The sequence below is a fragment of the Clostridium sp. AF34-10BH genome, assembly GCF_003478095.1.
GTDB classification, from domain to species: Bacteria; Bacillota; Clostridia; order Lachnospirales; family Lachnospiraceae; genus Acetatifactor; species Acetatifactor acetigignens.
In genome coordinates, this window is the sequence record NZ_QUEC01000021.1 from 34,123 (window position 1) to 47,161 (window position 13,039).

Annotated in this window: 11 protein-coding genes and 1 pseudogene; 2 read left to right on the plus strand and 10 right to left on the minus strand. The window is 48.1% G+C overall.

What is annotated here, in order from left to right; genetic code table 11:
* Nucleotides 1-25 precede the first annotated feature (25 nt).
* The 8 genes from DWZ61_RS13465 to DWZ61_RS13500 all read right to left on the minus strand — a co-directional run bounded on the left by DWZ61_RS13465 (nucleotide 26) and on the right by DWZ61_RS13500 (nucleotide 8,598).
* Nucleotides 26-1,888, minus strand: coding sequence for an LTA synthase family protein (locus tag DWZ61_RS13465; RefSeq protein WP_118539098.1), 1,863 nt, complete (start codon nucleotides 1,886-1,888; stop codon nucleotides 26-28).
* A gap of 130 nt (nucleotides 1,889-2,018) precedes the next feature.
* Nucleotides 2,019-2,435, minus strand: coding sequence for an ATP synthase F1 subunit epsilon (gene atpC, locus DWZ61_RS13470; protein WP_117465818.1), 417 nt, complete (start codon nucleotides 2,433-2,435; stop codon nucleotides 2,019-2,021).
* A 17-nt stretch (nucleotides 2,436-2,452) separates the two neighbouring features.
* A complete protein-coding gene (gene atpD / locus DWZ61_RS13475; RefSeq protein WP_022312043.1) occupies nucleotides 2,453-3,865 on the minus strand; it encodes a F0F1 ATP synthase subunit beta in 1,413 nt (470 codons plus the stop codon).
* Nucleotides 3,862-4,791, minus strand: a complete 930-nt coding sequence (atpG, locus tag DWZ61_RS13480) for an ATP synthase F1 subunit gamma (RefSeq protein ID WP_118539100.1) — start codon at nucleotides 4,789-4,791, stop codon at nucleotides 3,862-3,864. Before atpG ends, atpD begins: the two co-directional genes overlap by 4 nt.
* 111 nt (nucleotides 4,792-4,902) lie before the next feature.
* Nucleotides 4,903-6,927: a F0F1 ATP synthase subunit alpha gene (atpA, locus tag DWZ61_RS13485; RefSeq protein WP_347475447.1), complete on the minus strand. Its 2,025-nt coding sequence runs from the start codon at nucleotides 6,925-6,927 to the stop codon at nucleotides 4,903-4,905.
* The gene (locus tag DWZ61_RS13490; protein ID WP_022312934.1) at nucleotides 6,911-7,399 is read right to left on the minus strand and encodes an ATP synthase F0 subunit B; all 489 of its coding nucleotides are present in this window, start codon (nucleotides 7,397-7,399) and stop codon (nucleotides 6,911-6,913) included. Before DWZ61_RS13490 ends, atpA begins: the two co-directional genes overlap by 17 nt.
* Nucleotides 7,400-7,585: 186 nt before the next feature.
* Complete coding sequence (atpE, locus tag DWZ61_RS13495; protein WP_022154739.1) at nucleotides 7,586-7,801, minus strand: ATP synthase F0 subunit C; 216 nt, start codon at nucleotides 7,799-7,801, stop codon at nucleotides 7,586-7,588.
* Nucleotides 7,802-7,887: 86 nt separating this feature from the next.
* On the minus strand, nucleotides 7,888-8,598 hold the full coding sequence (locus DWZ61_RS13500) for a F0F1 ATP synthase subunit A (protein ID WP_118539102.1): 711 nt from the start codon (nucleotides 8,596-8,598) through the stop codon (nucleotides 7,888-7,890).
* A 175-nt stretch (nucleotides 8,599-8,773) separates the two neighbouring features.
* Here DWZ61_RS13500 and DWZ61_RS20245 point away from each other — a divergent pair, with 175 nt between their 5' ends.
* Nucleotides 8,774-9,397: a gamma-glutamyl-gamma-aminobutyrate hydrolase family protein gene (locus tag DWZ61_RS20245; RefSeq protein ID WP_117465815.1), complete on the plus strand. Its 624-nt coding sequence runs from the start codon at nucleotides 8,774-8,776 to the stop codon at nucleotides 9,395-9,397.
* Nucleotides 9,398-9,611: 214 nt separating this feature from the next.
* Here the strand turns inward: DWZ61_RS20245 and DWZ61_RS20250 are convergent.
* Nucleotides 9,612-10,517: pseudogene (locus DWZ61_RS20250) on the minus strand (DUF2974 domain-containing protein); the annotation flags it as partial.
* A 486-nt stretch (nucleotides 10,518-11,003) separates the two neighbouring features.
* Here DWZ61_RS20250 and DWZ61_RS13515 point away from each other — a divergent pair.
* A complete protein-coding gene (locus DWZ61_RS13515) occupies nucleotides 11,004-11,525 on the plus strand; it encodes a TetR/AcrR family transcriptional regulator (RefSeq protein ID WP_118539106.1) in 522 nt (173 codons plus the stop codon).
* Between the two features lie 74 nt (nucleotides 11,526-11,599).
* Here the strand turns inward: DWZ61_RS13515 and DWZ61_RS13520 are convergent, their stop codons facing one another.
* A complete protein-coding gene (locus DWZ61_RS13520) occupies nucleotides 11,600-12,946 on the minus strand; it encodes a citrate/2-methylcitrate synthase (protein WP_118539108.1) in 1,347 nt (448 codons plus the stop codon).
* Nucleotides 12,947-13,039 lie beyond the last annotated feature (93 nt).

A 13,039-nucleotide genomic window follows, 5' to 3' on the forward strand; every position in this document is an offset into this window, starting at 1 on the left:
TATTTTTCTCCCACGATCTCTTTTCTTACCTTCCGTAATCAAACAGCAGATAATACTCCAGACTCCGGTAATCGTTCAATGCTTCCCCACATTCCTTCACCGTCGTGAGTGTGCCGTCCGCTTCTCTCACACCGGCCGCGCTGATCACCGGATATTTTTCCCGCACCCCGGTCAGACTGCTCTGCAAGGCAGGCAGCGGCAGATCACAGTTCTCCAACACATCCATGGCCAGATAATTGGCACTGGTCTCTCCGTCCGTCTGCTCCTCAATGTCAAAGTTGCTCCAGATCACATAAGGTACTTTATATTTTAACAGATTTTCCTCATCTGTTAAAGTCTCCGGATCCACTTTATTATTTCTTAAGATCGGATTGCTCACATAGGTCGTAGGCTGATGATCCCCGAAGAATACGATCATGGTATCCTCATCGACCTGAGAGAAATAATCAATCAGTCCCTGCAGGGCGGAATCCGTCTGTTTTACCAGGGACAGATACATGGACAGTACCTTGGAATCAATACCGTCCACCGTGATATCCGGGGTAAAATTGTGGAATTCCTCCTCATAACCGCTGTGATTCTGCATGGTCACATTGAATACAAACAGAGGCTCTCCCGCTTCCTTGTTCTCATACAGTTCAATGATCTTGGCAAAGCTGCTCTCATCGGAGATATAGTTACGGATCCGTTTCGGATTCCTGAAATCGTCCTGTGACAGGAACTCATCAAATCCAAGCAGCGGATAGACTCTGTCTCTGTCCCAGCCGCTGGCATAATAAGGATGGATCGCCACAGTATGATAATCCAGTTCCTTCAGGTAGGAAGCCAGAGAAGGCATCTCCTTCTGCACATACTGCTGGTAAGCCACGCTGCCCTGCGGTAAAAATCCTATAGTGTTGCCGGTAAGGAATTCAAACTCCGTATTGGCAGTATTCCCGCCCAGCACGGAAACATTCAGGTAACCGGTTCTGGTATTCTCTGCCCCCTGTTGTAAGCTGTGAATAAAGGGCATATAGTCTTCGTTGGTGGTAAACTCTCCCCGGACTGCCAGATCCGAAAATGCCTCATCCATGATCACAATGATATTCGGACGCTTCACGCTCTCCGGTTCTTCCACAGCTGCTGCAAGCCCTGCGGAATCTTTCCCGGCCTGCTCATAATTGCTGCCGGTGCCATCTGCAGAATAATCTGCGGGTTTCTCCACATCCATATATTCCATTTCCATCAGAAATGCCACGATATTGCCATCTCTCTTATTCATGACGGTAGGGGTAAACAGCTTGTCGTATAATCCAAAGCTCTGCACAAAGCTCTCGCTCTGTATCATGCCGGTATAACCATAGATCATGACAATGCTTAACAGGATCAGTGCCGCTCTCTTTGCCACTCTTCCCGGTGCCTTCATGTGAAAACGGCTCTCGATCAACAACAAAATCAGGAATCCCACAATGACCAGTATCGTACTGGTGGACAATTCATAGTTGAAATTGCCCGCCACACTGGCTGCTGTACTGATGGAATAAATATCCCAGGGCATGATGGGTGCGGAACGGAAATTCAGCACATAATAATTCGCCAGTCCCACCACCATGAAAAAGGCCGTCTGCAACATCAGAGCCGCCCGGACATATTTCACGATTCCGAATAACAGAAGTGCGGTCAGTACATAGAACGCCATGTTCAACAGCTGGGTTTTGAAATGCATTGTCGTAAAAGGATTATGGGTATACATTTCAAACAGATAAAATGTCACCAGCGGACATACTGCCAGCGCGATACAGGAAGGAAGCTTCTCCCTGGTAATTCCTATTTTTCGAACGGAATGACGCAAAAAGCCTGTAATGGCAGCTGCGACACTTCGTATTGATTTTTTCTGTAAATAATCCATTGCTTAACTCTCCTCTTATACTTAAGAGATTTTATCGCAATGACAGAAAAATAACAATTTCCGAATTGCACACATTTGCTAACATTACAGGCTTAATTTTGTTACTTTTTACAAATATTTTACTTGATTTCTAGTTGATCTCGTATTTTCCGGCTTCCTTCAGGCGCAGCATAGCTCTCGCCATGGATGCCTGGGATACATGGTACTCCTGAATGCTCTGCTTCTGACGCAGCTGCTCTTTGGCTCGCTCCAGAGCGGCTTCCGCACGGACTCTGTCGATATCCTCCGGGCGCTCCGCCGTATCCACCAGCATGATCACACGGTTATGAGAAATGTAGACACAGCCCACACCGACTACGGCCTTGGTCCAGTCGTCATCCTCTTTTTCCTTAAACCGTACCTCGCCTTCCTTCGTGGCAATGACCATATCCTCATGATGGGACATGATGGCCTGCTCGCCGTCCAGAGCCGGTACGATAATGATGCCGCATTTTCCGTCGAAAAATACTTTATCACTGGCAATGACCTTCAAGCTGAAGGTGTTCATACGCACACCGCCTTTCCTTACTGTGCCATGAGCTTCTTGGCCTTCTCCACTGCCTCGTCAATGGTTCCTACATTGAAGAATGCAGCCTCGGGATACTCATCCATCTCTCCGTCGATGATCGCACGGAATCCGCGGATGGTCTCCTTCACAGGCACATACTTACCGGGTACACCGGTGAAGTTCTCTGCCACATGGAAGGGCTGGGACAGGAAACGCTGAATCTTACGGGCACGATATACGGTGACCTTATCCTCATCGGACAGCTCTTCCATACCCAGGATGGCGATGATGTCCTGCAGTTCCTTGTACTTCTGCAGCATTGCCTGTACCTGGCGGGCGGTCTCGTAATGCTCCTTACCTACCACATCCTCTTCCAAAATACGGGAGGTGGATTCCAAAGGATCCACAGCTGGGTAAATACCCTGCTCCACGATCTTACGGGACAGAACGGTGGTGGCATCCAGATGGGCGAATGTAGTTGCGGGTGCAGGGTCTGTCAGGTCATCCGCAGGCACATAGACAGCCTGTACGGAAGTAACACTACCCTTATTCGTAGAAGCAATACGCTCCTGCAATTCACCGACTTCGGTAGCCAGAGTGGGCTGATATCCTACTGCGGAAGGCATACGGCCTAACAATGCGGATACCTCACTACCTGCCTGTACAAAACGGAAAATGTTATCAATGAACAACAGCACGTTCTGGTGCTCTTCATCACGGAAGTACTCTGCCATGGTCAGTCCGGTCTCGGCTACACGCATACGTGCTCCGGGGGGCTCGTTCATCTGACCGAAGACTAGCGCAGTCTTCTCCAGAACTCCAGACTCCTTCATCTCACTCCACAGATCGTTACCCTCACGGGAACGCTCTCCGACACCAGTGAAAATAGAATATCCACCGTGCTCGGTAGCAATATTACGAATCAGCTCCTGAATCAGCACGGTCTTACCTACACCGGCACCGCCGAACAGACCAATCTTACCACCTTTTGCATAGGGAGCCAGCAGATCGATAACCTTGATACCGGTCTCCAGCATCTCTACTACAGGACTCTGCTCTTCGAAGGAAGGTGGATCTCTGTGGATAACCCAATGTTCCTCTCCTTCCAGGGATTCTCCACCGTCGATGGTCTCTCCCAATACGTTGAACAATCTACCCAGTGTCTTATTACCTACCGGCACCTGAATTCCTTTTCCGGTAGCAATGACATCCATATCCTTGCAAAGTCCTTCACTGGCACCCAGCATGATGCAGCGAACGGTATTGTTGCCAATATGCTGTGCCACTTCCATGACCAGACGCTTGCCTTCACTGTATACTTCCAGGGCATCCTTGATAAAAGGAAGATCATTGTTCTCGAACTCTACGTCTACAACAGGTCCCATGACCTGGACGATCTTACCATGATTTTTTTCCTTTACGTTACTCAATTGTTCAGGACCTCCTTTCTTGCCTTTTTCTTCTTTTTCTGAGCCTTGGCACCAGCAATGACCTCAGTGATCTCCTGTGTGATCATGGCCTGACGTACCCGGTTGTACTGAATGGACAGATCATGGATCATGGCGGAAGCATTCTTATTTGCTGCCTCCATGGCCATCATCCTGGCATTCTGCTCACTGCAGAACGATTCTACCAGTGCACCGTAGACATATCCCATGACGAAATCCGGGACAATGTTGTTTAGCACTGCCTTGGGAGACGGTGTCATGACTAACGGTTCCTGATACATACTCAGATCCTGTCCGTCTTTGGTAATAAAACGTTCTTTTATGATAGGTAACAGACGCATCATATGTGGTTCCGTTGTCACGCTGTTTACCATATTGGTATAAATAATATATACCTCATCCAGCTGTTCTTCTTCGAACTGCTCCAGAATCGTCTCCGTAATGATACGGGCACGATGCAGCGTCGGATTCTGCGCGGTGTAATGGAACTGCTCCGCCACCTCGATTCCGCGGTGTCCGAAATACTGACGTCCCAGTTCACCGACAACGAACAGTTTGTACTTTCCGGTCTTCCCGGCTTTCTGCATCTGTTCTTCTGCCATTTTCAGTACATTATGGTTATAGGCTCCGGCCAGGCCTTTATCCGCGGTGACTACTACCAGTCCCGTGGTCTTCTCCTCAGCCGGTTTGTCCTTACGTTCATCGAAATATTTATTATCGATCTCCGGTAAGTGACGGACGATTCTGCTGACCATCGTCTGCAGAGTATAGAAGTAAGGCTCTGTCTCTTCCAGATTCTTCTTGGCTTTCCGAAGCTTTGTGGAAGAGATCATATACATGGCATTGGTGATCTTCATGGTATCCTGAATGCTTTTCATACGACTTTGTATTTCTCTCGTATTTGCCATGTTAACCTCCTGTTATTTGTAACTATTCAGAGCCAATGGGCGAAGTAACCACATAAGCAAAAGTAAAGCCCTGAAAGAGCGGTTTTGCGAATGGGTTTCTGAATAGTTACATTATTTCTGTAAAAATTCCTTTTTAAATTCTGTTGCAGCATCACAGATCTGCTTGTTCAGCTCGTCATCCAGAGCCTTGGTGGTCTCTAACTGACGAACGATGTCGCTGTGCTGTTCCTTCATGTAGTCTAAGTACTTCATCTGGAAATCCTTTACCTGATTTACAGGCACATCCAGCATCACTCTGCCGTTGGCTGCACACAGGGTCATAACCTGCTCTGCCATGCTCAAAGGCCTGCACAGAGGTTGCTTCAACAGTTCCATCAGTACATGTCCGTGCTGTAACTGTTCCTTTGTGGCGTTATCCAGATCAGATGCGAACTGGGTGAACACTTCCATCTCGCGGAACTGTGCCAGGTCGATACGGATACTTCCGGCTGCTTTCTTCATTGCCTTGGTCTGTGCAGCACCGCCGACACGGGATACGGACAGACCGACATTGACTGCAGGTCTCATGCCGGAGAAAAACAGATCACTCTCCAGGAAGATCTGACCATCGGTAATGGAGATAACGTTGGTCGGAATGTATGCGGATACATCGCCTGCCTGGGTCTCAATGATCGGCAGTGCGGTGATGGAGCCGCCGCCCTTATCGGCACTCAGTCTTGCGGAACGCTCCAGCAGTCTGGAATGCAGATAGAATACATCTCCGGGATATGCCTCACGTCCGGGAGAACGTTCCAGCAACAGGGACAGTGCACGATAAGCTACCGCATGCTTGGACAGATCATCGTATACGATGAGGACATCCTTGCCCTGATACATAAAGTACTCAGCCAGTGCGGTACCGGAATAAGGTGCGATGTACTGCAGAGGTGCAGGATCGCTGGCGGTTGCAGATACGATAATGGTGTAATCCATGGCATCGTTCTTTTTCAGGGTTCCTACCAGTTTTGCAATGGTGGATGCCTTCTGGCCGATAGCCACATAGATACATACCACATCCTTGCCCTTCTGGTTCAAAATTGCATCGATGGCAATGGAAGTCTTACCGGTCTGACGGTCACCGATGATCAGCTCACGCTGTCCACGACCGATGGGGAACATGGAATCGATAGCCAGAATACCAGTCTCCATAGGCACGCCTACGGACTGTCTGTCCACGATGGAAGGTGCCGGCTGCTCGATGGGACGATAGCCTTCTTCCTTAATAGGACCTGCACCGTCAATGGGTGCTCCCAGAGCATCCACGATTCTGCCTTTGAATCCGTCACCTACAGGAATACCGGCTCTCTTACCGGTACGAACGACCCTGGTGCCTTCGCGGATCTCGGTATCATGACCGAACAGGATACATCCGATCTCATCTCTGCGGACATCCTGTACCATACCTTTGACACCGGAATCAAAGATAACGATCTCGCCGTACTCTGCATGGTCGATACCATTGACGTTGGCGATACCGTCACCTACCCAGCTGACAGAACCGATCTCATTTTCCTGTGCCTGTAAGTTGAAATCCTCGATCTCACCTTTCAGAATGGAAATGATGCCCTGCTCACTGGCGGTCTTTCCTACCTGGGAAAGCTTGTCTGCGAACTGCTTCATACGTCCATTGGTACTCCAGTCATAGACCTCGTTACCGGCACGGATGATGAAACCGCCGCCAAGAGAAGGATCTTCTTTGGTCTCAAAGACCATATCCTCTCTGTTGTATTTCTTCTGGATAAAATTACGGATATTCTGCAGCTGCTCATCGGTGGGCGCTGTCACATAGGACAGGGTTACAACGAACTCTTCCTTTTTCTCGGGAGAGGCTTCTCTGTATGCGGTGCAGATATCATCCCACAGATAGACGTCTCCGTTGTCACACAGGACTTTCAGAAAATCTCTGATCTGTAAGGGGAATACTTTTTCTATTACATTGTGCTTGGCAGACAGTGACACAGCAGGGGATTCGAAATCCAGCTTCACCTGCGGTACGGCTTTGAAGATATCGCCTGTCTGACCTACAATGTCTCCGGGGATATTCAGTTCACGCAATCTTTTTGCGTATTCTAAAGCTGTACTAATCAATCTTTTCACCTGTCTTTGCTATAAATTGGTTGTAAAGTTCTCTGTCTGAATCTGCGTTCTGCTTGGCAGCTACCAGTTTTGCAGTAGCTTCCACTACCAGGCCGGCGATCTGTTCCTGTGCCTGCTCGATGCGCTTCTGCTCTTCCAGTGTGGCATTCTTACTGGCATTGTCCATGATCTTTTTCGCTTCTGTCTGGGCATCTGCCACGATGCGGTCATATTCGTTGCTGGCCTTGCCTCTTGCCTCGTTCAGAATGCTTTCTTTTTCTGCCTGAACACCGCTTAAGGATGCCTCGTACTGGCCTTTCAGTTCATTGGCACTGTCCTGTGCAGCTTTTGCATCTGCATATTGCTTATCGATCTCTGCCTGTCTTGCATCCAGGATCTTGTGGATGGGCTTGATCAGGAAGATCTTCACAATGGCAAAGATGATCAACAGATTCAGGATGGTCCATACAATATTAATATCTAATCTCAGCATGTGCTTTCATCCTTTCTTACGTTTCGCTTTCTAATTTCCTTATAACTATCCGAAACTTCCATTCGCAAAACGCTCTTTCAGAGCTTTCTTTTTGCTCATGGAGTTTTAGTCGTCGTAAATCGTCACAAAACAGCTTACAAATGCAGGCATTTGACGCTTGTCTGTGACGTTTCCGGCTTCGGATAGTTATGCCATGAACAGAATGATCAGGATACCGATAACGAATCCGTAAATAGCGGTTGCCTCTGCCAGCGCACCACCTAACAGTAAGATCTTGGTGATCTTGCTCTCTGCTTCCGGCTGTCTTGCGACTGCCTCTGCTGCTTTACTTGTTGCGATACCGATACCGATACCTGCTCCGATACATGCCAGTGCTGCAATACCTGCTCCAATAGCTATCATAATTCTTTTCCTCCGTTTTTGTGTGAATTAGTGTTTCATAACTATTCATAATCGCATTCGCAAAATAGCTCTGAATAGTTATCCAGTTACTCAATGGCTTCCTTAATATACATGGATGTCAGGAATACAAATACATATGCCTGAATCAATCCATCAAAAATATCAAAGTAAAAGCTGAAGGGTACCGGCAATGCTACCGGAACCAGAAGCTTCAACAGCTCCATGATAACGAATGCTCCCAAAACGTTACCAAACAATCGCATACACAGGGACAGGGGCTTGATGAACACCTCCAGGATATTGATAGGTGTTACGATCGCGATGGGTTCGGTAAAGCTCTTGATCCATCCGCCCATACCTTTTTTGCGGATACCTGCGGCTTCCACCAGAACGATACTCATCAGGGCCAGTGCCGCCGTTACGTTCAGATCCTTGGTAGGGGGCTTCATACCGAACAATCCAATGATATTGGATATGCCCAGATACAACAGTACGCTAACCAGATACGGTACATACCGTTTGCCTTCTTCTCCGATCATTCCCGTAACAATGCCTTCCAGCTTTGTCACGATCGTCTCTGCCACCAGCTGTCGTCTGCTGACATTGTGTACTTTGAGGTTGCTTGTAAGGATAATCGACAAGATCAGAATGACTGCCATGACCACCCAGGTGATAACGACCGATTCCGCAATGTCCAGTTGTACTCCACCGATCAGGGGTAGACCTGCCGGAAGCTTAATAGAAAAAGCCGTGTCACAATTCAGTTCCTTGAGCAGTTCTGATGCCAATTCCTCCATAATACCACTTCCTTTCCGTGAACATCCTTGAAAGAGCTTTCACTCCCTCACGGTCGTTGCTATTTTACTCCTATTTATTGAAAAACGTAAGATACATTTTTGCTAATTTGTTCCATGCAAAAATGAAAAGTTATGGCATATATTAACTATAAAAAATGAGGTATCAGAAAATCATATGACAAAATTAGTCATTTTGGGACGCAAATCCCAGACGGGCAATTATGAGACGTTTTTTTCGAAACTTCCCGCCAGAACCGTAACCACACTGGTCCCCGGGGAAGTCACCTCCTGTGATGCCCTGATTCTGCCGGGCGGCGGAGATATCACTCCGGCTTTCTTCGGAGAAAAAAACAAAGGTTCCCGTACTGTTGACACCGAACTGGACATCCTGCAATTTCAGGCCCTTGACACAGCCATTGCCGCCAGGATCCCCGTGATCGGGATCTGCAAGGGCATGCAGGTCATCAATGTTGCCTTCGGTGGCACTATTTTGCAGGATATGTCGGGAGATTCCCTGCACAGTATCCCTTCCGGTGATGCATTCCATACGTCCATTATGACGGAAGATTCCCGTCTTTTCAAGTATTTTCCTGTCGAAATGCACGTCAACAGCGCCCACCATCAGAGGATCGACCGCTTAGGTCAGCATCTGAAGATCATTCAGCGCTGCCCCGATGACGGCTGCCCCGAAGCTTTGGAGCATGACGAGCTGCCGATCCTTGGGCTGCAGTGGCATCCGGAGCGTCTTCCGGAACAGGCCGGTGAGCCTCTGCTTTCTCTTCTTTCTTCTTATTTCTGAATCTGCGCCCGGGCTTTTTCGCCGGGGCCAGCTCCTCTCTGACCTTGACTTTGGCGATTTCGAACAGGGAGCGGATGATTCCACGCAGCATCTCCGCGGTCTGGTCGTCCACTTCCTTCAGTGCAGTAACCACCGCATTCATACTCTTTTTCCAGTCAGCGGTAAACGTGATCAGATCATCCGCCTGGGATGCGGAGATGACCTGATAGAGTGTTTCCACGAAGGTGCGGACCTGTTCTTCATTTAAGGACAGTATCCATTCGTTCAGTGCTTCATTCATGATCTTCTGGCTCTCATAAATGTCATCCACATCCACGAAATGGTCCTCCTCCACCAGCCAGGAAAAAGGATCGTGCTGCAAAAGCCCATGGCTGTTGCTCTCCACCACGCGGTAATGAATATCCCGCTCGAAAATCATACCGATCATGGAAGAATGTGGCAACAGCTTCACCACCTTGCCTTCGATGGCATTATAGTGACACTCCTTCAGCACTTCCGGCCGGAATCCAGGCCCATCCAGACTGTAGATCTTCTGAATCCGTTTCTGCACAAAAGGGGCGCATTTCATGGCACTGTAGACTGCCAGATTGCCGCCCTTGGAATGCCCTCCGATATAAAAGGGCTGGTGCAGCCATCCGGTGACCATATTTACATATTTTACACTGTACTCCTGCCCCGGCACCGGTGACAGAAATGCCATGTTGAAATCTTCCTTCCAGCCTACGATAGTCTCATCCGTTCCCCGGAATGCCAGAAACAGGGTTCCGTCATCCAGAATAAAAGTGATGGCGGAGAACTGGGTCTCCCATTCCTTTTCCACCAGATTGATATAGCAGTTCAGCTTCATATCCCGGAAACGTCTGCCGCTTAACATTCCTTCGAACAGCGCCCGGTTCTCCTTCTCAAAACGGACATCCCCGAACAGTTTGTCCACGTCTGAACGCTCTGCAATCTCCCGCAGGGTCACGGAAGGGCCATTGTGCCGCACATCGCTGACCATCCCGTCGAATTTCAGATAAGAGAGCTGGCACAATGCCAGACTGTCCACATCATTCAGAGGTTTTTCCCGAAAAGAAATGTCTCCGTATTTTTGCAAATATTCTATTACCGTTCCTGCCATATGCCGCTCCTTTCTGCGAGGAACTTTCCTTGCGTATTTCGCCGGATTGTGTTACGTTCTATATAATGATGCCAGGGTCAAAAGGTCTAAGCCCACATGAGCTTGCTCATAGGTGGGTGAAAGACCTTAGGCCCCGCCCCGATATGAGCATAAAAGTGGGATGATAATCCCACGATATGCGAATATTGGGTAGGATTGTAGGAGTGCGTAGCACGGAACAATCCGTAGGCATCAAAGTCGGGGGCTTTTGACCCCGACATCATATAATTATATGGTAACTATTCAGAGCCATGCAAATCATGTCAACATGTACGTCGAATGCTTGCATTCGTAAGAACATTTGATATGATTTATATGGCGAAGTAACCACAATGAGCAGAGAACAGGCCGGCCTGTTCTCCAAGGAAGCCTCATAGAGGCGATTTTGCGAATGTAGGTCTGAATCGTTACATTATTAGGTAGAAATCATAAAGAAGGTGATCCGTCATGTCCACAAAGAATTCCAACTTTTTTTCCAGAGATTGTATGGTACAGGCTCTGATCCAGCTGCTGAAGACCAAATCCCTGTCCAATATTACAATTACCGAGCTGACCGAGCGTGCCGGTGTCTCCCGCATGACCTATTATCGCAATTACCATTCTCTGGATGAAATCTTCAGCAGTTATCTGAAGGATCTGGTAGAATCCTACCGTCAGGATGTTGCGACATGGCCGGACAAGGGCAATTACAATGACTCCCGCAATATGCTGCATTGTTATGAATATTTCAATCATTACAAAGAATTCATTGCCTGTCTGGTGCAGACCGGTCTGGGGCACCTGCTGTTACAGGCACTGGACGGCTACATTCTGGATACCTATTATACCGAAGACAAGGGGCAGGATTTTTATTACACGCTCCGAGCCTTCTCCGGTTCCCTCTACAATATTTATGTCACCTGGATTCTGGAAGATTCCAAAGAATCCGCTGAAGAAATCGTATCCATTATCTGCAAGATCTATTCGTAGGTTCCCCGATCTGTTCTCCATAGTAATTCAGCAAAGGACTGCGCAAAATACGCAGTCCTTTATTATTTGATAATTTATCTCTGATCCAAAGGAACATATTCCAGTTCCTGCATTACGCTCTTGTAAGCGGGACGAATGATCTTATCCATATTGATCAGCTCTTCGATACGATGTGCACTCCATCCTACGATTCTGGCAATGGCGAAGATCGGGGTATACAGTTCCAGAGGAATCTCCAACATGCTGTATACGAAACCGCTGTAGAAATCAACGTTGGCGCTGACACCCTTGTAGATCCGGGATTTCTGGGAAATGACCTCCGGTGCGATCCGCTCGATCATGGAATACAGGGCGAAATCCTTGTCTCTGCCCTTGGCTACCGCCAGTTTTTCCACGAAGCTTTTGAATACCTGGGCTCTGGGGTCAGACAGGGAGTAGACTGCATGCCCCATACCATAGATCAGTCCCTTGCCGTCGAAGGCTTCTTTGCTCAGAATCTTGTTCAGATATGCCCTTACCGCATCCTCATCTGTCCAGTCGGACACATGTGCTTCGATATCCCGCATCATCTCTACGACTTTGATATTGGCACCACCATGTTTGGGTCCCTTCAGGGAGGAAAGTGCTGCCGCAATGACAGAATAAGTATCGGATCCGGAAGAAGTCACGACTCTGGTGGTAAAGGTGGAGTTGTTACCACCGCCATGCTCCATATGCAGCACCAGTGCGGTGTCCAGTACCCTCGCCTCCAGTTCGGTGTATTGTTTGTCCGGGCGAAGCATCATCAGCAGATTCTCTGCGGTGGAAAGTTTCTTCTGGGGACGGTGTATGTACATACTCTCATCGTTGGAATAGTGATTATATGCATGGTAGCCGTAGACTGCCAGCATGGGGAACACAGCAATCAGCCCCAGGCACTGTCTTAATACATTTTCAATGGAAGTGTCGCTGCAGTTTTTATCATAGGAAGCCAGTGTCAGAACGCTCCTGGTCAGTGAATTCATAATATCACTGCTGGGGGCTTTCATAATGACGTCTCTGGTGAAGTTGGTCGGCAGAGTTCTGCTGGACGCAAGAATATCGTTAAAATGTTTCAGTTCCTCACGGTTCGGCAGCTTACCGAACAGAAGTAAATAAGCCACTTCCTCGAATCCGAAATGATCACCCCGGAAGCCGTTGACCAGCTCGATGCAGTCATAGCCGCGATACCACAGCTTACCTTCACAGGGAACTTTTTTGCCGTCTTCCATTTTGAAGGATTCGATCCGTGAAATATTGGTAAGACCTGCGACTACGCCGTTACCGTTCTTATCACGCAGTCCCCTCTGTACGCCGTATTCGTCGAACATCTGGGGTTCCAATCTATCTGCCGCTCTGCACAATCCGGCATGTTCCAACATATACTCTTCGTTTTTCTTCATCCAAATACCTTCCTTTCCCTCACATTTTTATATACTTATTTATCATAACTTTTTGGAAGGGGCGATGTCAATTAACAAAATATAAAATATTCC